Origin of the sequence: Streptomyces daqingensis, assembly GCF_014645895.1 — a bacterium.
GTDB lineage: Bacteria > Actinomycetota > Actinomycetes > Streptomycetales > Streptomycetaceae > Streptomyces > Streptomyces daqingensis.
Map to the genome: position 1 here is coordinate 290,468 of NZ_BMMP01000003.1, position 20,999 is coordinate 311,466.

Sequence of the window (20,999 nt, forward strand, 5' to 3'; positions counted from 1 at the left end):
TCCCGGCTTCAGTCCGTGCGTTCTAGGCTCGTGCGTAGTGCCGCTGCGTGCGGCGCCCGGGAGTCGAGCGCACGCGGGCAGATCGCGCAGCGGGACTTGAGCGGAGGCCCATCGGCGGGCCGTCGCCGGGCAAGGAGGGCCGCATGACCGTACGGCGAGTAATGGGCATCGAGACCGAGTACGGAATCTCCGTGCCCGGCCATCCCAACGCCAATGCCATGCTCACCTCGTCCCAGATCGTCAACGCCTACGCCGCGGCGATGCACCGGGCGCGCCGCGCCCGCTGGGACTTCGAGGAGGAGAACCCGCTGCGGGACGCGCGGGGATTCGACCTGGCACGGGAGTCGGCCGACGCGAGCCAGCTCACGGACGAGGACATCGGCCTGGCGAACGTGATCCTCACCAACGGTGCGCGCCTCTACGTCGACCACGCCCACCCCGAGTACAGCTCGCCCGAGATCACCAACCCGCTCGACGCCGTGCTGTGGGACAAGGCGGGGGAGCGGATCATGGCGGAGGCCGCGGAGCGCGCCGCCGAGGTCCCCGGCACGCAGCCGATCCATCTGTACAAGAACAACACCGACAACAAGGGCGCCTCGTACGGCACGCACGAGAACTACCTGATGAAGCGGGAGACGGCGTTCTCCGACATCGTGCGGCACCTGACGCCCTTCTTCGTCTCCCGCCAGGTGGTCTGCGGGGCCGGCCGCGTGGGGCTGGGGCAGGACGGCAGCGAGCACGGCTTCCAGCTCAGCCAGCGCGCGGATTACTTCGAGGTGGAGGTCGGCCTCGAGACGACGCTGAAGCGGCCCATCATCAACACGAGGGACGAGCCGCACGCGGACGCCGAGAAGTACCGCCGCCTGCATGTGATCATCGGGGACGCCAACCTCTCCGAGATCTCGACCTACCTAAAGCTCGGCACCACGGCGCTGGTGCTCTCCATGATCGAGGACGGCTTCATCGCCGTCGACCTCGCCGTCGACCAGCCCGTACGCACGCTGCACCAGGTCTCGCACGACCCGACCCTGCGCAAGCTGATCACGCTCCGCAGCGGCCGTACGCTCACGGGCGTCCAGCTCCAGATGGAGTACTGCGAGCTCGCGCGCAAGTACGTCGAGGAGCGTTGGGGCGCCGACGCCGACGAGCAGACGAAGGACGTGCTGACCCGCTGGGAGGACGTGCTCTCCAGGCTGGAGACGGACCCGATGAGTCTCTCGGGCGAGCTGGACTGGGTCGCCAAGCGGGAGCTCATGGAGGGCTACAGGCGCCGCGACGGCCTGGGCTGGGACGCGGCCCGGCTGCACCTCGTGGACCTGCAGTACGCGGACGTGCGCCTGGACAAGGGCCTGTACAACCGCCTCGCGAACCGCGGCAGCATCCAGCGGCTCCTGGATGAGGACGACATCCTGCGGGCGGTGGGGAAGCCCCCGGAGGACACCAGGGCCTACTTCCGCGGCCGCTGCCTGGAGCAGTACGCGGACGACGTGGCCGCCGCCTCCTGGGACTCCGTGATCTTCGACCTGCCCGGCCGTGACTCTCTGCAGCGGGTGCCCACACTCGAGCCGCTGCGGGGTACCCGGGACCACGTCAAGGAGCTTCTGGACCGCTGCGGCTCGGCGGAGGAGCTGGTGAGAGTGCTTTCCGGCCGCTGAAAAGGGCTATTCCGCGCCGGATACGGGAATCACCGGGGTGGTCCTCCGACGTTGGGAGAAGTGAAGGGCCGATGTCAGTCCCTGCTTGTAGGGTCTGATCTTGTACGTCACGCGTACACCGAACCGAGCGGGGTGAGGGATATGGCGACCAAGGACACCGGCGGCGGGCAGCAGAAGGCCTCCCGTCAGACCGAGGAGACCGAGGAGCAGGCCGAGGAGACCCAGGTTTCTGAGGATCTCAAGGAGCGCCAGGAGGCACTCTCCGAGGACGTCGACTCCGTTCTGGACGAGATCGACGACGTCCTCGAGGAGAACGCCGAGGACTTCGTGCGGTCCTTCGTTCAGAAGGGCGGAGAGTAAGGCGCGTGAGTCACCGTCCTGCGTCCCCGAAGCCCGGGGGCGCAGGACGGATGACATTCGAGCCTCCGGGTATGGTCCGATCAGCATTCCAAGATCCGTCTGATTCGACTTCCGACTCGTGGAAGGAAACGTGTGGAAGCCAACACTCGTGACACGGGGCGTCTGCCGGCAGCCTTCCTGACGCCCGGCTCGTCCTCGTTCATGGATTTCCTGTCCGATCACGCCCCGGACGTGCTGCCCGGCAACAGGCCGCTGCCGGCTGTCGAGGGTGCCGTACAGGCTCCGCACGGCACCACCATCGTCGCGGCGACGTATGCCGGCGGTGTGGTGCTCGCGGGCGACCGGCGCGCGACGATGGGCAACGTCATCGCGCAGCGGGACATCGAGAAGGTCTTTCCGGCCGACGAGTTCTCCGCGGTCGGTATCGCCGGTACGGCCGGCCTCGCGGTGGAGATGGTCAAGCTCTTCCAGCTGGAGCTGGAGCACTTCGAGAAGGTCGAGGGGTCCGCGCTCTCCCTGGAGGGCAAGGCCAACAGGCTCTCCACGATGATCCGCAGCAACCTGGGCATGGCGTTGCAGGGCCTCGCGGTGGTCCCGGTCTTCGCCGGGTACGACGTGGACCGGGAGAAGGGCCGCATCTTCTCCTACGACGTGACGGGCGGCCGTTCCGAGGAGGTCGGCTTCACCGCCGTCGGTTCGGGCTCCGTCTTCGCGCGCGGCTCCCTGAAGAAGCTGCACCGCGACGACCTGACGGAAGAGCAGGTCGCCACCGTCGCTCTGCAGGCGCTGTACGACGCGGCGGACGACGACTCGGCCACCGGCGGTCCCGACATGGCCCGGCGGATCTACCCGACCCTCACCGTCATCTCCGACGAAGGCTGCCGCAAGCTCCCCGAGGACGAGGTCTCCGGGCTCGTCCGCGCGATGCACGAGGGCAGGCTCGAGCAGCCCAACGGGCCGAAGGCCCCGCTCTCCTAATGGCCACGGGGCCTTCGGTGCCCTCTTACAGGACAGGAAGGGACGGATAGCCGGTGTCGACGCCGTTCTACGTCTCACCCCAGCAGGCCATGGCGGACCGCGCCGAGTACGCCCGCAAGGGCATCGCGCGGGGACGCAGCGTGGTCGTGCTGCAATACGCCGACGGCATCGTGTTCGTCGCCGAGAACCCCTCGAGGTCGCTGCACAAGATCAGCGAGATCTACGACCGCATCGCCTTCGCCGCGGTCGGCAAGTACAACGAGTTCGAGAATCTGCGTATCGGCGGTGTGCGGTACGCGGACCTGCGGGGCTTCACCTACGACCGTGCAGATGTGACGGCGCGGGGCCTCGCGAACGTCTACGCCCAGACCCTCGGCACGATCTTCTCGAGCGCCGCGGAGAAGCCGTACGAGGTGGAGCTGATCGTCGCGGAGGTCGGTCCAGCCCCCGAGGACGACCAGATCTACCGGCTGCCGCACGACGGTTCGATCGTGGACGAGCACGGTTCGCTGGCCGTCGGAGGCAACTCGGACCAGATCAACAGCTTCCTGGAGCAGCGCCACCGCGACGACATGACGCTGGCCGAGGCCGTGAAGCTCGGCAAGGAGTCCCTCGCACGGGACAACAACGGCGGTGAACGAGAGCTGACCGCCGACCAGTTGGAGGTCGCGCTGCTGGACCGCAGCCGCGTGCAGCAGCGGAAGTTCAAGCGGGTGCTCGGCCCGCAGCTGCGGCGGCTGCTCGGCGAGGACTCCTCGTCCGGCGGTTCCTCCGCGACGTCGGGGAGCGGCGAGTCGGACAGCTCGTCGGAGGGCGACGCGGAGGAGTAGCGACAGCGAGAGTGCGCCCCCTGTGCCCGGCGCATCGGGATCCGTATCTGCGCGGTGCCCCGGCGGGTTGCGACCTGCCGGTGCACCGCGCGTTGCGTGAGGCCCGGTCGCAGGGTGTCCTCGCGGCCCGGCGACTCCTGACGGTCAGGGGCGCTCTTCGCGCGGAGGGCGGGCCGTAGAGCCCCTGCGGATGAGTTCGACGGGGAGCACGGGCGTGCTGGCCGTACGCCCGTCGAGGACGGCCAGCAGAGCGCGCATGCCTTCCGCGCCGACTTCCTCCGCGGGCAGCCGAACAGTCGTCAGCTCCGGTTCCAGCGCGGTGGCGAGACTCAGATCGTCGATGCCGGTGACGGACAGGTCTTCCGGCACCCGCAGTCCGAGCCGTCGCGCCGCCTTGCACGCACCGGCCGCCAGCAGGTCGTCGTCGCAGACCAGCGCCGTGGGCCGGGGGGCGGCCTCGAGGATGCGCGTGGCGGCGTGCAGGGCGTCCTCCACGCTCAGGGGCGAGCGTTCCGTACGGACGACCGTTCCCGACGTTCCGGCGAGCGCCTCGTGGAGCGCACGCGCCCGTACGCCGAACGTCCAGGTGTCGATCTCTGCCGCCAGGTGCGCGATGCGACGGTGGCCGAGCTCCAGCAGGTGGGCGGCGGCCTGCCGCATGCCGTCGGCGATGTCGAGGTTGACGGTGGCGGGGGAGTGGCCGGCGCCGGGGTCGCTGTCGAGCATGACCAGGGGCAGCTGACCGCCGTCGCGCAGGGCGGCGAGGGCCTCGGGGGCCATCGAGGAGGCGATCACGCCGTCGAGGGCGGCGCGGGCGGACCCGAAGGGGTCGACGGCGGGGCCTGTCCCCTCCGGGGAGGGGTAGAGCACCACACCGAAGTCGTGCTCTGCGGCGACGCGTGACGCGCCGGTGTGCACGCGGGCGAAGTAGTCGTGGGTCAGGGCGGGGACGACGAGCAGCGCGGTGCGGGTGCGCCCCAGCCGGAGGCTGCGTGCCGCGAGGTTGGGCCGGTACCCGAGGGCCTGTGCGGCGGACCGTACGGTTTCGGCCGTACGCGGGGAGACCCTCCCCTGCCACTTGCCGCCCATGACGAGGGAGACGGTGGCCTGCGAGACCTCGGCGTGGCGGGCCACGTCACGGCTGGTGGGGCGGGCGCCGGAAGGGGTGCCGCCGCGTGAGGGGGAACCGTCCGCGGACGGCTCAGGACGGGAAGGGGGAGCGGTGCCGGGCCGCCTGCTGCTGGCCATCCGTGCGCTCCTTCCCGCTGTCGGCGATGTGCCCGAGGTGGACCGCGGGTCAGCGACATGGTACGTATGACGCGGCTAGTTATACGTACAACGTTCCCGAGTGACGCGGAGAGAGGGGCCACGGATGGCGACGGGCTATGCCGAACTGCTCAGAGCCCGGCACGCGGTGCGGCTGCTCACCGGCACTCTGGTCGGTCGGCTGCCCAACGCCACGGCCGCGCTGATCATCGTCCTCTTCACGCGCGCGGAGGGCGGCAGCTACACGCTCGCCGGCGTCCTCTCCGCGGTCTACGGGCTGGCGACGGCAGTCGGACAGCCGCTGCTGGGCCGCCTCGTCGACCTCTACGGGCAGCCGCGCGTGATGTTCCCGGCCGCGCTGCTCTCCGCGCTGGGCATGGCGCTGTTCGCCTGGGCCGGCATCGGCGAGGTGGCGGTGGCCGTCGCGGCTGTGCTCGTCGCCGGGATCGCCACGCCTCCGCTGGAGGGCGGGCTGCGCGCGTTGTGGCCCGGCGTCCTCAACGGGCCGGAGAAGGTGCACAGGGCGTACGCGCTGGACGCCGTGGCGCAGGAAGTGATGTTCGCGGTGGGGCCGCTGCTCGTCACGCTGCTCGTCGCGTTCTGGAACGAGGCAGTCGCACTGCTGGTCATCAATGTGTTCGGTCTGGCGGGAGCCGTCTCAGTCCTCGTCTCGCCCCCGTCGCGGGAATGGCGGTCCGCGCCGCGGGAGGCGCACTGGCTGGGGGCGCTCCGCTCGGCGGGGCTGCTCGTGCTGCTGGGGGCCTTCTTCTTCGTGGGGTTCGCCCTCGGCGGGATCGCCGTCGCGGCGGTGAGCTACGCGGACGGCCACGGCGAGGCGCTCATCTCCAGCTACCTCCTCTCGGCGCTGGGATTCGGGGCGCTCGTCGGCGGCGTCGTGTACGGAGCGCGGCACTGGCCGGGGGCTCCCGAGCGGCGCCTGAGGTGGCTGGTTCTCGCTCTTGCGCTGGGCTATGTGCCGCTGGTTCTCGTGCCCGGCGTGGTCGCGATGACGGCACTGGCGGGCCTCGCGGGGGTCTTCCTCGCCCCAGCGCTCGCGTGCGCGTTCGTCGTCGTGGACCGGCACGCTCCCGCGGGCACCGTCACCGAAGCCTTCTCCTGGCTCGTCACCACCTTCGGGGTGGGCGCCGCGGCGGGAACCGCCGTGGTGGGCCCGGTGATCGAACGCGGCGGGCCGGCCGCCGGCTTCGCGGTCGTCGCCGCCGGAGGCGTCGCCGCGCTGCTGGTGCTGCTGCTGACCGGCCGGGCCCTTTCGGTGGACGCCGGGACGTCGCGCGGCGAACCGCTGACCCGCCTCGCCGCAGGTCCCGGCCGTGCTGAGGAGCCGCTCGCTGCGGTGGAAAATGATCGGAACGGTGCCGCCGAACCCGGTTTCAGAACAGGCCGTCAGGCGTAATGTTCAGTCATGGACCGCCGAATCTTCGGGCTTGAGAACGAGTACGGCGTCACGTGTACGTTCCGGGGACAGCGCAGGCTCTCCCCCGACGAGGTGGCGCGGTACCTCTTCCGCCGGGTCGTGTCATGGGGCCGCAGCAGCAACGTCTTCCTCCGCAACGGCGCACGCCTCTATCTGGACGTGGGCTCCCACCCCGAGTACGCGACCCCCGAGTGTGACAACGTGACCGAGCTGGTCACCCACGACAAGGCGGGCGAGCGCATCCTCGAGGGCCTCCTCGTCGACGCCGAACGCCGCCTGCACGAGGAGGGGATCGCGGGCGACGTCTACCTCTTCAAGAACAACACCGACTCGGCCGGAAACTCCTACGGCTGCCACGAGAACTACCTCGTGGCGCGGCACGGGGAGTTCTCCCGTCTCGCGGACGTGCTCATCCCCTTCCTCGTCACGCGCCAACTCGTGTGCGGCGCGGGCAAGGTACTGCAGACGCCGCGCGGCGCCGTGTACTGCGTCAGCCAGCGGGCCGAGCACATCTGGGAGGGGGTCAGCTCCGCCACGACCCGTTCCCGTCCGATCATCAACACCCGGGACGAGCCGCACGCGGACGCCGAGCGCTACCGCCGCCTGCACGTCATCGTCGGCGACTCGAACATGTCGGAGACGACGATGCTGCTGAAGGTCGGCGCCACCGACCTCGTGCTGCGGATGATCGAGGCCGGCACCGTGATGCGCGACCTGACCCTGGAGAACCCGATCCGGGCCATCCGCGAGGTCAGCCACGACATCACCGGGCAGCGCAAGGTGCGCCTGGCCAGCGGCCGCGAGGCCTCCGCGCTGGAGGTGCAGCAGGAGTACTACGAGAAGGCGCTGGACTTCTGCGAGCGCCGCGGCATCCGCACGGGCCGGGTGGAGCGCGTGCTGGAACTGTGGGGCAGATCACTCGACGCCATCCGCACCGGGGAGCTCGACAAGATCAACACCGAGATCGACTGGGTCATGAAGTACCAGTTGATCGAGCGCTACCGCGCCAAGAACAACATCACCATGTCGCACCCCCGGATCGCGCAGATAGACCTCGCGTACCACGACATCCACCGCCGTCGCGGCCTGTACTACCTGCTGGAGCGGAACGGTCAGGCGGCCCGCATCTGCAACGACCTCAAGATCTTCGAGGGCAAGTCGGTGCCTCCGCAGACGACGCGGGCCCGGCTGCGCGGGGACTTCATCAGGCGGGCGCAGGAGCAGCGGCGGGACTTCACCGTCGACTGGGTCCATCTCAAGCTCAACGACCAGGCACAGCGCACCGTGTTGTGCAAAGACCCCTTCCGGTCGGTCGACGAGCGGGTGGAGAAACTGATCGCCGGTATGTAAGTCGCGTCGAGTGGTGGCAGGGACGGGCGGGAGGGGCCGTAGGGTTGCCCCGACCGTCCGGACATCCCCTAGACCGCGAGTTGGACACATGCTGCAGACTCCCGGGGGAACAACCCCCCACCCCAGGAAGCCCTACACGCGCCGTTTCGCGACGGCGCTGGCTGTATCCGTCATGGCCGTGTCCCTCGCGGCATGCGGCAGCGAGGACGGCTCCAAGTCCGAGAACGGAGCCGTCCCGAAGGTCACCGGGGCCGCCGACAAGAAGCCCAAGGTCGAGAAGGGCAAGGGCAAGCCGCCGAAGGACCTCAAGGTCGACGTCCTCAAGGAGGGCAAGGGCCAGAAGGTCGAGAAGGGCGACTCGCTGAACGCGCACTACCTCGGCCAGCTCTGGAACGGCAAGGAGTTCGACAGCAGCTGGAAGCGCAACCAGACCGCCACCTTCCAGATCGGCACCAAGAAGGTCATCAAGGGCTGGGACGAGGCCCTGGTGGGCAAGAAGGTCGGCAGCCGCGTCGAGATCGTGGTCCCGCCGTCGAAGGGCTACGGCAAGCAGGGCCAGCCGCCGACGATCCCGAAGAACGCGACGCTGGTCTTCGTCGTCGATCTGAAGAAGATCCTGCCGAGCACGATCGACGGCAAGCCCGTCGAGGGTGAGCACAACCCGGACCTGCCCGAGGTCAGCTCGAAGGTCGTGAAGAACGAGGCTCCCGAGATCAAGATGCCCAAGGGCGTCGACAAGGCCCCGGACGAGATCCTGGACGAGACCGTCGTCGAGGGCGACGGCAAGAAGATCACGAAGAAGAGCACCGTCCTCACCAACTTCACCGCGAAGATGTGGAAGGACGGCAAGCAGCTGGACGACACCTGGGCGCAGAGCGGGCCGCAGGAGATCCCCGTCTCCAAGATCCCCGGCTGGGCCGACGCGCTGGACGGCAAGAAGGCCGGAAGCCGCGTGGTGATCTCCGTGCCCAAGAAGGAGTTCCCGAAGGAGCAGCAGAAGCAGTTCTCCTCCGGCGTCGTCTTCTCGGTGGACGTGCTCAGCGTGAAGTGAGACCTCCGCGACGTGAAACACTGGCGCGGTTGTCCGAATGATTCGTTGGTAGGAGCCATTTCGTGAGCATCGAGAAGCCCGAGGTCGACTTCCCCGAGGGCGCGCCGCCTGCCGACCTGGAGATCGTGGATCTCTGGGAGGGCGACGGGCCCGAGGCCAAGGCCGGCGACAACGTCTCCGTCCACTACGTGGGCGTCTCCTTCTCCAGTGGCGAGGAGTTCGACGCCAGCTGGAACCGCGGCAAGCCGCTGCAGTTCCAGCTCGGCGCCGGCCAGGTCATCCCCGGCTGGGACCGGGGCGTCCAGGGCATGAAGGTCGGCGGGCGCCGCCGGCTGACGATTCCGCCCCACCTCGCCTACGGCGAGCAGGGCGCGGGCGGCGGCCGTATCAAGCCGAACGAGACGCTGATCTTCGTCTGCGATCTGGTCTCCGTCTGAGGCGGCTCCGCAGAGCGGCATCCGAGGACCTCGCCCTGGGGCGGGGTCCTCGGTCTTTGCTTTGGCCGGGCAGGCGAGGAGCGGTACGGTCAAGTGCCCGGCATCACACCGGGCGATCCCTGAACAGCACAGAGCAGTACGAGAAGAGGCACGAGGAGCCCATGGCGATTGCCAAGGCCGAGCGGCTGATGAATCTGGCGCTGTGCCTGCTCGGAACCCGGCGCCCGCTGACGAAGCGCGAGCTTCGTACCTCGATCGAGGCATATATGGAGGCGGGCAGCGACGAGTCCTTCAACCGGATGTTCGAACGCGACAAGGACGATCTGCGTGAACTCGGCCTCGTCATCGACACGGTGGAGAACCTCGACGGCGACATCGGCTACCGCGCCAAGCACGACAACAACAGGCTCCCGCCCATCGCGCTCGACGCCGAGGAGGCCACCGCTCTGGGCCTGGCGGCGCGCGTGTGGCAGCAGGCCCGCCTCGCCGGAGCGGCCAGCGGCGCCCTGCAGAAGCTTCACGCAGCCGGCGGCATGCCGCAGCAGGACGACGGGTCCGGCGGCGTCGAGCCGCCCATCCCGCACAGCACGCTGGAGCCGCACATCCCCGCCCGCGAGGCCGCTTTCGAGCCGCTGATGCTCGCCTGCCGCGACCGGCGTCCCGTCGTCTTCGACTACCGCAAGTCCAATGCCGTTCGGGCCGAGCGGCGCCACGTCGAGCCCTGGACACTGGAGTGCTGGCGGGGCCACTGGTACCTGGCCGGCTACGACAGGGAGCGGGAGGCCGAACGCGTCTTCCGGCTCTCCCGCATCACGGGGGCCGTGCGCTCGCGTGCCGGAGCCTTCACCGTGCCCGTACCGGATCAGGTGACGGTGCGGGAGGCCGTCGAGCGCTGGGCGGGGGAGAGCGCGTCGCGTACCGCGCTCATCAGGCTGCGTGCCGGATCGGGGTACCCGCTGCGTGCCCGTGCCACGCATGTACGTGAACTCCCCGACGGCTGGGCGGAGTTGGAGATTCCGTACGGCCACGGGCTGGACGCCTGGCTCGTGGAGTTCGGGCCCGACGTGATCGTTCTGGAACCGGCCGAACTGCGGGCCGAAGTGGTCGACCGGCTGCGCGCCGTCGCCAAGGGCTGAAGGGGAGAGCGACTCCGTGGCATCGAACGCCATCGACCAGACGCGGCGGATGCTGTCGCTGGTGACATACCTGCGGGACCGCCCCGGGGCCAGGATCGACGACGTGGCCCGTGCGTTCGGCATCTCCGCGGACGAACTGATCTCGGACCTCGACGTGCTGCCGATGTGCGGCACCAGCTTCCGCGGCGGCGACCTGCTGGAGATCGACACCGACGGCGAGCGGATCTGGTGGCGCAACGCCGACGCGCTGGGCAGCGACACGGCACAGCCGCTCCGTCTGGCATCCGACGAGGCCACGGCGCTGCTCGTCGCCGCCCGCGCGGTCGCCACGCTGCCGGGCCTGCGCGAGAGCGACCGGGACGCACTGCAGCGCGCCACCGCGAAGCTGGAGGCGGCCGCGGGGGAGAACGCGGGGGCGAGTTCGCGGCTGTCGGTCACCTTCGAGGCGGAGGGCGGCGTCTTCGCCGACGTCGACAGGGCCATCGCCGAGCGGCGCAGGCTCTGGCTGCGCTACTACTCGCCCGCCCGGGACGAGCTGACCGAGCGCGAGGTCGACCCCATCCGGCTCTTCGCCGTGGGGCACACCTACCTGGAGGCGTGGTGCCGCCTCTCCGAGGCGCGCCGTACCTTCCGGCTCGACCGGGTCGCCGAGATCAAGCTGCTGGACGAGCCGGCCGATCCGCCGCCGGTCGAGCTGCGGGACCTGAGCGAGGGGCTCGTACAGCCGTCCGCCGAGGACCCCGAGGTCGTCGTGGAGGTAGGTCCCGGCGGCCGCTGGGTGGCGGAGTACTACCCGTACGACAGCGCCGAGGAACTGCCCGACGGAGGACTGCGCGTCACGCTGCGCACCCCCGATCCCGCGTCCCTGCGGCGGCTGGCGCTCCGGCTGGGCCGGGACGGCCGGATCGTGGAGCCGCGCGAGCTGGCGGACAGTGCGCGCGAGGCGGCGAGGCTCGCCCTGGCGGCGTACGGGGAGTGAGCCCGCCGGAGCGGACCGGGCGCTGCTCCGGGTCCGGCTCGTGCTGCGCCGTACGGCGGGGGAGGCGGAGGTTCCGGGAGGCGCGGAGCCACTAGGCTCGCCTCATGCTCTGGCCCATGTTCTTCCTCGCGCTCGCCTTCTGCGGTATCGCCGTGCTCGGTGTGCTGGCCGTCCGGGTCGGGCTGGAGGTGCGCCGTTTCACGAGGGCCGTCGGCGACAGCTCGGAGCGGATCACCCGGGCCGCCGAGGAGCTGGAGCGCGCGGCCGGACCTCTGGCGGGACGGGCGGGCGCGACGGGTGCTCCCGGTGGTGCCCGCGGTGGAGGTGCGGCCCAGGAGGGACGTGTGGGAGGGGGTTCGCGCGAGCCCGGGCGTCCGTGAGGACGTGGTCCTTACGTGTACTGCCTGGCCCGTACCTTTGAACGGTAAGCTGCTTAGTGCCGCGTCCGCGGTGAAGGGGACCGCAATCCGGAGTGAACGACGGGCATTGCCCGTCGTTCACTCCTCAGGGTTACGATCGCTGGCAGCACGCGCTTGACGCAGCCCGTCCGATTCACACGGCAGGCAAGGACTCACGCCGGCCCCGGCGAGAAGGTAGTGGCACATGATCGGCAATTTGAAGCCCCTGGAGATCGTCCTGATCGTCCTGGTCATCCTGCTGCTGTTCGGCGCCAAGAAGCTCCCGGACATGGCTCGTTCGCTGGGCAAGTCGGCCCGCATCCTCAAGAGCGAAGCCAAGCAGATGAAGAAGGACGGCGGCGACGACAACGACGCCGGGACCACTGCCGACTCCCAGCAGGCGGCTCCGCGCACCATCCAGGCGGCACCCGGGGACGTGGCCAGCTCACGGCCCGTCGCGGAGCCGAGCGAACAGCAGCAGAAGCAGTCCTGAATGCCGTCCGGCCACGGAGAGCCGGACATGTGAGGCACTTCCGACAACTCAGACAATGAGGACGAGGGTTGCTGAAGTCAGCCCGTAAAGAGGGCAAAAGGGAGAAGGACCCCGAGGGGCGGATGCCCCTCGCGGAGCATCTGAGGGAGCTGCGCAACCGCCTGATGAAGGCGGTGCTGGCGATCCTCGTGGTGACGATCGTGGCGCTGGTCTACTACGAGCCCATCGCCGCCTTCCTCACCGACCCCGTCGCCGCGTCCGTGGGCTGCGAGAAGGGCTTCGGGCGTGCGGCGTCCGAGGGCGAGACGTGCGCGGAGATCACCCTCAACGGCCTCATCGCGCCCTTCACCGTCATGCTCAAGGTCGGCCTCATGGTCGGTGTCGTCGTGGCGTCCCCGATCTGGCTGTACCAGCTCTGGGCCTTCCTCGCGCCGGGGCTCCACAGCCACGAGAAGAAGTACGCGCGCAGCTTCGTCGCGGCCGGCGTACCGCTCTTCGTCGGCGGCGCCTACCTCGCGTACCTCATCCTGCCGAAGGCCGCCAAGACGCTGCTGGACTTCAGCCCCGAGGGCGTCGGGAACCTGATCCCGCTGGACGACTTCCTCGACATCGTCACCCGGCTCGTGGTCGTCTTCGGTCTCGCCTTCGAGCTGCCGCTGCTGCTGGTGATGCTGAACTTCACCGGCATCCTCGGCGGACGCCAACTGCTGGGCTGGTGGCGGATCATGGTGCTGTGCATCACGATCTTCTCCGCCGTGGCGACACCGACGGGCGACCCGCTGACGATGGGCGCCCTCGCGGCACCGATCGTCCTCCTCTACTTCGGCGCCGTGGCGATCTGCCTCCTCAACGACCGGCGACGGGCCAGGAAGGACCCCTACGCCGGACTGGACGACGACGAGGCGTCGCAGATCGACCAGCCCGAGGCCCTGGACGAGGGCGAGACGGTGCCCTCGCAGCGTGCGCTCGCCGACGGTGAGGGAGAGACCCGGCCGCGGGGCGAGACCAGGGGCTCCGGAGGCCCGGTGCGGCAGGACGGTTTCGACGACGCGACCTGACCCTGTAGGGTCCGCGCGTGACCAGCGAGATCACCCTTTTCGTCAATCCCACGGCCGGCCGCGGACGCGGCGCCGGGGCCGCCCAGCCGGCGGCCCAGGCGCTGCGCGAAGCCGGATTCGCCGTGCGCACGGTCGTCGGGAACGACGCCCCCGACGCCCTTGAACGCGCCCGCGAGGCGGTCGGCGCGGGCACCGGAGCACTGATCGCCGTCGGCGGCGACGGAATGGTCTCCCTGGCCCTCCAGGCCGTCGCGGGGACGGACACTCCTCTCGGCGTCGTCGCGGTCGGGACCGGAAACGACTTCGCGCGGACCACGGGGCTTCCCGTCCGTGCGCCCGCCGAGGCGGGACGCCTCATCGCCGAGGCCCTCAAGGGCGGGCGCCACCGGACCCTCGACCTGGGGCGGGTGGGGGAGCGGTGGTTCGGCTCGGTGCTCGCCTCCGGATTCGACTCCAGGGTGAACGACCGCGGCAACCGGATGCGGTGGCCCGCCGGACGCCTGAAGTACGACCTGGCGATCCTCGCCGAGCTGGCCGCCTTCCACACGATCCCCTACCGGCTGACGCTCGACGACGAGGAGCCGCGGGAGATCGAGGCCACTCTCGTGGCCGTGGGCAACGGCCCCTCGTACGGCGGAGGCATGCGCATCTGCCACGGGGCGGAGATGGACGACGGGCTCCTCGACGTGACCGTGGTCGGGGACTGCAGCCGCGCCACGCTGCTGCGCGTCTTCCCGCGCGTCTACAAGGGGATGCACCTCAGCCATCCGGCCGTCACGACGTACAAGGCGCGCAGCGTGCGTCTGGAGGCGGACGGCGTGACGGGGTACGCCGACGGGGAACCCTTCGGGCGCCTTCCGCTGACCGCACGGGTGGTGCCGGGGGCGGTGCGGCTTCTCGCTGCGGAGTAACGACCGTGAGCGGTGTCGGGGGTGGCCGGTAGGCTCGTAGTCACGATGACCGAGGACCTGTCCCCCGCGGAGCGATATGCCGAGGCGCGGAAGCGCGCCCAAGAGCAGGCCACCGCTCTCGCGCCATTCCGTGACCTCTACGACTTCGATCTCGACGATTTCCAGATCGAGGCGTGCCAAGCCCTCGAAGCCGGAAAAGGCGTGCTGGTCGCGGCACCGACCGGTTCCGGCAAGACGATCGTCGGCGAGTTCGCCGTGCACCTGGCGCTCACCCACGGCCGCAAGTGCTTCTACACCACGCCCATCAAGGCCCTCTCGAACCAGAAGTACAACGACCTGGTCAAGAGGTACGGCGCGGACCGCGTGGGTCTGCTGACCGGGGACAACTCGGTCAACGCCGACGCACCCGTGATCGTGATGACGACCGAGGTGCTGCGGAACATGCTCTACGCGGGCTCCCAGGCCCTCGCGGGGCTGGGACACGTGGTGATGGACGAGGTGCACTACCTCTCCGACCGCTTCCGCGGTGCCGTCTGGGAGGAGGTCATCATCCACCTCCCGGAGTCCGTCACCCTCGTCTCGCTGTCGGCGACCGTCTCCAACGCCGAGGAGTTCGGCGACTGGCTGGACACGGTCCGCGGCGACACCCGGGTGATCGTCTCCGAGCACCGGCCCGTGCCGCTGTGGCAGCACGTCCTCGCCGGACGGCGGATGTACGACCTCTTCGAGGAGAAGGCCGACAAGCGGGAGGTCAACCCGGACCTGGTGCGGATGGCCCGGATGGAGAACAGCCGGGTCACCTCGCCGCGTGACCGCCGCCGCGGCAGTCCGCGCCGCGAGGCGGACCGTGAGCGTGAGCGCCGGAGCCGCGCCCGGGTGTGGACGCCGGGCCGGCCGGAGGTCATCGACCGGCTCGACTCCGAGGGGCTGCTCCCCGCCATCACCTTCATCTTCAGCCGCGCGGGCTGCGAGTCGGCGGTGCAGCAGTGCCTGTACGCGGGTCTGCGGCTCAACGACAACGCGGCGCGGGCCCGGGTGCGCGAGATCGTCGAGGCGCGTACCGCCGACATCCCGGACGCCGACCTGCACGTCCTGGGCTACTTCGAATGGCTGGAGGGCCTGGAGCGGGGCATCGCCGCGCACCACGCCGGGATGCTGCCGACCTTCAAGGAGGTCGTCGAGGAGCTGTTCGTGCGCGGCCTCGTCAAGGCCGTCTTCGCGACGGAGACGCTCGCCCTGGGCATCAACATGCCCGCTCGTTCCGTGGTGCTGGAGAAGCTGGTCAAGTGGAACGGCGAGCAGCACGCGGACATCACACCCGGCGAGTTCACGCAGCTGACGGGCCGTGCCGGGCGGCGCGGCATCGACATCGAGGGCCATGCCGTCGTGCTGTGGCAGCGCGGCATGGACCCTGCCGCGCTGGCGGGCCTGGCCGGCACGCGTACGTATCCGCTGCGCTCCTCCTTCAAGCCCTCGTACAACATGGCCGTCAACCTCGTCGGCCAGTTCGGGCGGCACCGCTCGCGCGAACTGCTGGAGACCTCCTTCGCGCAGTTCCAGGCGGACCGGTCCGTGGTGGGCATCTCCCGCCAAGTGCAGCGCAACGAGGAGGGGCTGGAGGGCTACCGCGAGTCCATGACCTGCCACCTCGGCGACTTCGAGGAGTACTCGCGGCTGCGCCGGCAGCTGAAGGACCGTGAGACGGAGCTCGCGAAGCAGGGCGCCGTGCAGCGCAGAGCGCAGGCCGCGGCGGCGCTGGAGAAGCTCCGGCCCGGGGACGTCATCCACGTCCCGACCGGCAAGTTCGCCGGTCTCGCGCTCGTGATCGACCCGGGGACGGGCGGGGGGCGCGGCGGCCCGTCGCACCAGAGGGGCTGGCAGCAGAACGACGGTCCCCGTCCGCTCGTACTGACCGCGCAGCGCCAGGTGAAGCGGCTCGGGTCGATCGACTTCCCGGTGCCGGTGGAGCCGCTGGAGCGGATGCGGATCCCCAAGTCGTTCAACCCGCGCAGCCCCGAGTCGCGCCGCGATCTCGCCTCGGCGCTGCGGACGAAGGCGGGGCACCACGCGCCGCCCCGGCACCGCAAGCAGCGTTCGGCCGCCGCCGACGACGGTGAGATCGCGCGGCTGCGCGCCGAGATCCGCCGCCACCCCTGCCACGGCTGCGACGAGCGGGAGAACCACGCCCGCTGGGCGGAGCGCTACCACCGGCTGCGCCGGGACACGCGGCAGCTCGAACGCAAGATCGAGGGCAGGACGAACACCATCGCCCGCACCTTCGACCGCGTGTCCGCGCTGCTGACGGAGCTGGGCTATCTGCGCGGCGACGAAGTGACCGACGACGGGCGGCGGTTGGGACGTCTCTACGGCGAACTGGACCTGCTGGCGAGCGAGTGCCTGCGGGACAAAGTGTGGGACGGCCTCCCGCCGTCCGAACTGGCCGGGTGCGTCTCGGCGTTGGTGTACGAGTCGCGTGCCGCCGACGACGCGCTGCCGCCCAAGCTGCCCGGCGGCGGTGCCAGGGGAGCCCTGGAGGAGATGGTCCGTATCTGGGGCCGCCTGGACGCTCTGGAGGAGGAGCACCGCATCAGCCAGACGGAGGGCGTGGGCCAGCGCGAACCGGATCTGGGCTTCGCCTGGGCCGCGTACCGCTGGGCGGAGGGGCACGGCCTCGACGCCGTGCTCCGCGAGGCCGACATGCCCGCGGGCGACTTCGTCCGCTGGTGCAAGCAGTGCATCGACGTACTCGGCCAGATCGCCGTCGCGGCGCCGGACGGCGACAGCGTCGCGAAGAACGCGCGCAAGGCGGTCGAGGCGATGCGCCGCGGCGTCGTGGCGTACACGAGCGTGGGCTGACGGCGCGGCGGGCGGGCCGGCCGCGGGGAGCGCCGTGGCCGGCTGCCCCCGCGCGGGCCAGGGGGCGTTACGGGGTCACCGGGCCCGCTCGGCGTGAGGTGCGCAAGAGCGGTACGGGCGCCGGGTGTTGAGCACGGGGCCGGCCGGGGCATGTTCACCCCGGCGCGCCGCGGACGGTACGCCGGAGGTATTCGAGGGTGCGCTGTGCCGGAGCCCGTGCGGCACAGCGCGGATCGGCGAAAGCCTCCGGTTCTGTCGTGACCGGGCTGCGGGCGCCGTCCTGTCCTCGTGTCTCCCGCCGCAACGGAGGTCGATGTGCGCACCACGATCAGATCCGGGGTCCGACGCTGGGCCGCCACGGCCGCCGCCCTCGCAGCCGTCGCGGCGCTGACCTCGGCGGCGCCGGCGCCCTCCTCACCGTCCGGGGAGGCGCACGACCCCGCGGGCAGGCTGCGGCTCACGCAGCTCCAGGCCATGGCGACACACAACAGCTACCACCGTGAGGTCTCCTTCGCCGAGCAGAAGTTGATGGGGGAGCACGACCCCAACTTCGGAACGCTGCTCTACAGTCACGCCTCGCTGCCCGTACAGCTCTCGCGCCAGCAGGCCCGGGGGATCGAGCTGGACGTCTTCCCCGACCCGGACGGCGGCCTGTACGCGGACCCCCTCATCCGGAAGGAGGCGGGGCTTCCTCCGCTGGACGAACCGGAGTTGCGCAGGCCCGGCTTCAAGGTCCAGCACTGGGCGGATTTCGACTACCGCAGCAACTGCGTGAGCCTGCGCAGCTGTCTGCGGCAGGTGAAGAAGTGGTCCGAAGGGCGCCCCGGCCACGTGCCCGTGCCGGTGCTTCTCGAACTGAAGGAGACCGACCCGGAGTTGGAGGAGCGCGGCGGTGCCGTCAGTCCTCCGTGGGACACGGAGATGCTCGACGCGCTGGACGCGGAGATCCGCTCTGTCTTCCCCGACGAGGCGACCGTCACCCCGGACGACGTGCGGCGTCCCGGACAGACCCTGGGGCAGTCGGTGCGCGAACACGGCTGGCCGCGGCTGGCCGCCTCCCGCGGCAAGGTGATGTTCCTGATGGACAACGACGACCAGGAACTGCAGGACGCCTACCGTGCGGGCGGCCGCGAGAGCCTGCAGGGCAGGGTGCTGTTCACGGACTCCGAACCGGGGCGTGCAGATGCCGCGTTCATGAAGGTCAACGACCCCACCGGGTCCGGCAAGGCCGACATCCGGAAGCTGGTGGAGCAGGGGTACTTCGTGCGTACCCGCTCCGACGTGCCACTCGACCAGGCATCCAGCGGCGACACCGCCATGCTCGAGGACGCTCTGGCGTCGGGCGCCCAGATGGTCTCGACGGACTTCCCCGTGCCGGGGCTCGCCGCACGCTACGGCAGCGACTACGTCGCGGAACTGCCCGGCGGCGCCGGTCCGGTGCGCTGCAACCCCGTCACCGTGCGGCCGGGGAAGTGCCCGGAGCGACCGATCGAGCGCTGAGCGGAGGGAACGCCGGACTGAGTGCCGGAACGCGATCCGGCCCCTGCCGGAGGGCAGGGGCAGGGGCGTGAGCGCCGTGGGCGCGGCGGGCGGTGATCGGGAGCCGGAGCGATGTCAGGCGCCGTCGGCCGCCCCGCCCGCTTCCTGCTCGGCCTCCACCTGCGCGTTCCATTCCTTCTTGGAGGACTGCCAGCCGTCCTCGTCGTGGCCCAGCCGCCAGTAGCCGGAGATGGACAACTGCTCGCGCGCCACGCCCCGTTCGAGCCGCAGGTGTCGGCGGAGCTCCTTCACCGCTCCTGCCTCGCCGTGCACGAAGGCGTGCACGCGGCCCGTCGGGAAGTCCAGCGCCCGCACGGCCTCCACGAGCCGCTCGCCGACCCTGGCCGTGCCCCGGTGGAGCCAGACCACGTGGGCGGTGTCCGGGACGCTGAGCTTGACCTCCTCCTGCGGGCCCGCGACCTCGATCAGCGCCTCGACGCGGGCGTGTGCGGGCATGCCCTCCAGGGCGGTGGCGATCGCGGGCAGGGCGCTCTCGTCGCCCGCGAGCAGGTGCCAGTCCGCGTCCTTGTCGGGGGCGTAGGCGCCGCCGGGGCCGAGGAAGAGGATCTCGTCGCCCGGGGCGGCGTTGCGCGCCCAGGGCCCGGCCAGCCCGGCGTCGCCGTGCACGACGAAGTCGAGGGTCAGCTCACGGGCCGAGGGCGCCCACGAGCGAACGGTGTACGTACGCGTGACCGGCCACTGGTCGCGCGGGAAGTCGGCGCGGATGCGGACGATGTCGAACGGCTCCGGATACTCGACGCCGGGGACCGGGAAGAGCAGCTTCACGTAGTGGTCCGTGTACTCGCCCGCGGTGAACGCCTCCAGACCCGGGCCGCCCAGGACGACGCGCACCATGTGGGGGGTGAGCTGCTCGGTGCGGATCACTCGGCCCCGGTGGACGTGCGTCTTGCGGCTGGGCGTGCGGTCTGCCACGTGGAACTCCAGAGACGGTGGGCGCGAGCAGTGGTTAGGGTTACCTAAGCTACCACTCGGGCCCGTTGCCGGCCCGTTCAGCTCGGCCCGGCTCCGCCGTCCCGCTCGGCCAGCACCGTCAGCAGCCGCTCCAGGGAGCCGCCGAGGCCCCACCGCTCCGCCAGCGCCACGAGGGCGTCCGGGTGGCGCGGCGCGGCGGGCAGCGAGGCGTCGAAGGACGGCAGGGCGACGTCGTCCGCGACCCGCACGACCTTGGGCGCGACCGCGAGGTAGGGCTGCGCCTCCGCCAGACGCCTGCGCTGCGTGGGCGTCAGGCGGGACGACGGGTCGTCGACGGCGGCCATGATGCCCGCGAGGTCGCCGTAGCTCTCCAGCAGCTTCGCGGCCGTCTTCTCCCCGACGCCGGGGACGCCGGGCAGGCCGTCGCTCGGATCGCCGCGCAGCAGCGCGAGGTCGGCGTAACCCGCGCCGTCCACGCCGTACTTGGCGCGCAGCGCCGCGCCGTCGTAGACGTCGAGGTTGCCGACGCCCTTCACGGGATACAGCACCCGCACGCCGCGTCCGTCGTCGACCAGCTGGAACAGGTCGCGGTCGCCCGTCACGATGTCGACGGGCGTCCGCGCGCGAGCCGTGAGCGTGCCGATGACGTCGTCCGCCTCGAATCCGGCCGCGCCGACCCGCGCGATGCCGATGGCGTCCAGCACCTCGTCGATGACGGGCACCTGCGGGCTGAGAGTGTCGGGAACCTCCTCCGCGTCCGGGCCCTGGTCCGTCTCCTCGACGACCCTGTGCGCCTTGTACGACGGGATCAGCTCCACCCGCCAGGCCGGGCGCCAGTCGAAGTCCATGCAGGCCACCAGGGAGTCCGGGTGCCGGTTGGCCACGAGCCGCGCGATGAAGTCGAGCAGCCCCCGCACGGCGTTGACCGGCGTCCCGTCGGGTGCCCTGACCGACTCCGGGACCCCGAAGTAGGCGCGGAAGTAGAGGGACGAGGTGTCCAGGAGCATCAGGCGTCGCGGCGTCGTCGTAGTCACGGGGCCGATGATGCCGTACGGCTCCGACAGCGGCCGGCAGGAGCCCGGCAGGGCCGGTGCCGGACGCGCCGGCTCCGGGACCAAGACGCCGTCACGCCGGCGCGCGGGCCCGTGGGGGCGCCGATGAACTCCCGCAAGGCCCTTACCGGCCTTCCTGCCTCCAAGACTTGTACGTGTGGCGCAAATTGGCCTGACTCATCGGCCTACCCGCACCTACTCTCTTCTCCGTACGAGGACGTCCCTCCGGACCTCCGGCAGCGGTCGTGCGCGAAGAGCGCGAGGGCCTGCCGGGGGAGGACC

At 70.7% G+C, this 20,999-nt stretch carries 19 protein-coding genes; 16 read left to right on the plus strand and 3 right to left on the minus strand.

Annotation, left to right across the window (positions count from 1 at the left end):
* The first annotated feature begins 143 nt into the window (after positions 1–143).
* The 4 genes from dop (at position 144) to prcA (ending at position 3,823) form a co-directional block, all read left to right on the plus strand.
* Positions 144–1,655 carry a depupylase/deamidase Dop gene (gene dop, locus IEY56_RS06300; RefSeq protein WP_189036072.1) on the plus strand — a complete coding sequence of 504 codons (1,512 nt, stop codon included), beginning with the start codon at positions 144–146 and terminating at the stop codon, positions 1,653–1,655.
* Positions 1,656–1,796: 141 nt separating this feature from the next.
* A complete protein-coding gene (locus IEY56_RS06305; protein WP_045865506.1) occupies positions 1,797–2,015 on the plus strand; it encodes a ubiquitin-like protein Pup in 219 nt (72 codons plus the stop codon).
* 132 nt (positions 2,016–2,147) lie between these two features.
* Positions 2,148–2,993 (plus strand): proteasome subunit beta, encoded by an 846-nt coding sequence (prcB, locus tag IEY56_RS06310; RefSeq protein WP_189036073.1) that lies wholly within the window; start codon positions 2,148–2,150, stop codon positions 2,991–2,993.
* Positions 2,994–3,046: 53 nt separating this feature from the next.
* Entirely contained in the window at positions 3,047–3,823 is a 777-nt protein-coding gene (gene prcA / locus IEY56_RS06315) for a proteasome subunit alpha (protein ID WP_189036074.1), read from the plus strand.
* A gap of 144 nt (positions 3,824–3,967) precedes the next feature.
* On the opposite strand, the gene IEY56_RS06320 is transcribed toward prcA, so the two are convergent.
* Positions 3,968–5,071: a LacI family DNA-binding transcriptional regulator gene (locus tag IEY56_RS06320; protein ID WP_189036075.1), complete on the minus strand. Its 1,104-nt coding sequence runs from the start codon at positions 5,069–5,071 to the stop codon at positions 3,968–3,970.
* A gap of 124 nt (positions 5,072–5,195) precedes the next feature.
* On the opposite strand from IEY56_RS06320, the gene IEY56_RS06325 reads away from it, so the two are divergent.
* The 12 genes from IEY56_RS06325 (at position 5,196) to IEY56_RS06380 (ending at position 18,693) form a co-directional block, all read left to right on the plus strand.
* Entirely contained in the window at positions 5,196–6,503 is a 1,308-nt protein-coding gene (locus IEY56_RS06325) for an MFS transporter (RefSeq protein ID WP_189036076.1), read from the plus strand.
* Positions 6,504–6,512: 9 nt separating this feature from the next.
* Positions 6,513–7,874, plus strand: coding sequence for a Pup--protein ligase (gene pafA, locus IEY56_RS06330; protein WP_189036077.1), 1,362 nt, complete (start codon positions 6,513–6,515; stop codon positions 7,872–7,874).
* A gap of 88 nt (positions 7,875–7,962) precedes the next feature.
* The gene (locus tag IEY56_RS06335) at positions 7,963–8,925 is read left to right on the plus strand and encodes an FKBP-type peptidyl-prolyl cis-trans isomerase (protein ID WP_189036078.1); all 963 of its coding nucleotides are present in this window, start codon (positions 7,963–7,965) and stop codon (positions 8,923–8,925) included.
* Between the two features lie 62 nt (positions 8,926–8,987).
* Complete coding sequence (locus IEY56_RS06340) at positions 8,988–9,362, plus strand: FKBP-type peptidyl-prolyl cis-trans isomerase (RefSeq protein WP_045865512.1); 375 nt, start codon at positions 8,988–8,990, stop codon at positions 9,360–9,362.
* Between the two features lie 161 nt (positions 9,363–9,523).
* On the plus strand, positions 9,524–10,498 hold the full coding sequence (locus tag IEY56_RS06345; protein ID WP_189036079.1) for a helix-turn-helix transcriptional regulator: 975 nt from the start codon (positions 9,524–9,526) through the stop codon (positions 10,496–10,498).
* A gap of 16 nt (positions 10,499–10,514) precedes the next feature.
* Positions 10,515–11,477 carry a helix-turn-helix transcriptional regulator gene (locus IEY56_RS06350; protein ID WP_045865514.1) on the plus strand — a complete coding sequence of 321 codons (963 nt, stop codon included), beginning with the start codon at positions 10,515–10,517 and terminating at the stop codon, positions 11,475–11,477.
* A gap of 104 nt (positions 11,478–11,581) precedes the next feature.
* The gene (locus IEY56_RS06355) at positions 11,582–11,857 is read left to right on the plus strand and encodes a hypothetical protein (protein ID WP_229711655.1); all 276 of its coding nucleotides are present in this window, start codon (positions 11,582–11,584) and stop codon (positions 11,855–11,857) included.
* A 223-nt stretch (positions 11,858–12,080) separates the two neighbouring features.
* The gene (tatA, locus tag IEY56_RS06360; RefSeq protein WP_045865516.1) at positions 12,081–12,368 is read left to right on the plus strand and encodes a Sec-independent protein translocase subunit TatA; all 288 of its coding nucleotides are present in this window, start codon (positions 12,081–12,083) and stop codon (positions 12,366–12,368) included.
* Positions 12,369–12,436: 68 nt separating this feature from the next.
* Positions 12,437–13,426, plus strand: a complete 990-nt coding sequence (tatC, locus tag IEY56_RS06365) for a twin-arginine translocase subunit TatC (RefSeq protein WP_189036080.1) — start codon at positions 12,437–12,439, stop codon at positions 13,424–13,426.
* 17 nt (positions 13,427–13,443) lie between these two features.
* On the plus strand, positions 13,444–14,337 hold the full coding sequence (locus IEY56_RS06370) for a diacylglycerol kinase (RefSeq protein WP_189036081.1): 894 nt from the start codon (positions 13,444–13,446) through the stop codon (positions 14,335–14,337).
* Positions 14,338–14,382: 45 nt separating this feature from the next.
* Positions 14,383–17,193: a DEAD/DEAH box helicase gene (locus IEY56_RS06375; protein WP_189036082.1), complete on the plus strand. Its 2,811-nt coding sequence runs from the start codon at positions 14,383–14,385 to the stop codon at positions 17,191–17,193.
* 315 nt (positions 17,194–17,508) lie between these two features.
* The gene (locus IEY56_RS06380; protein ID WP_229711656.1) at positions 17,509–18,693 is read left to right on the plus strand and encodes a phosphatidylinositol-specific phospholipase C1-like protein; all 1,185 of its coding nucleotides are present in this window, start codon (positions 17,509–17,511) and stop codon (positions 18,691–18,693) included.
* A 114-nt stretch (positions 18,694–18,807) separates the two neighbouring features.
* Here the strand turns inward: IEY56_RS06380 and IEY56_RS06385 are convergent, their stop codons facing one another.
* Together IEY56_RS06385 and IEY56_RS06390 are read right to left on the minus strand one after the other, a co-directional pair.
* Positions 18,808–19,665 carry a siderophore-interacting protein gene (locus IEY56_RS06385; RefSeq protein ID WP_189036083.1) on the minus strand — a complete coding sequence of 286 codons (858 nt, stop codon included), beginning with the start codon at positions 19,663–19,665 and terminating at the stop codon, positions 18,808–18,810.
* Positions 19,666–19,742: 77 nt separating this feature from the next.
* Entirely contained in the window at positions 19,743–20,672 is a 930-nt protein-coding gene (locus IEY56_RS06390) for a 5'-3' exonuclease (protein WP_189036247.1), read from the minus strand.
* Between the last annotated feature and the right edge of the window lie 327 nt (positions 20,673–20,999).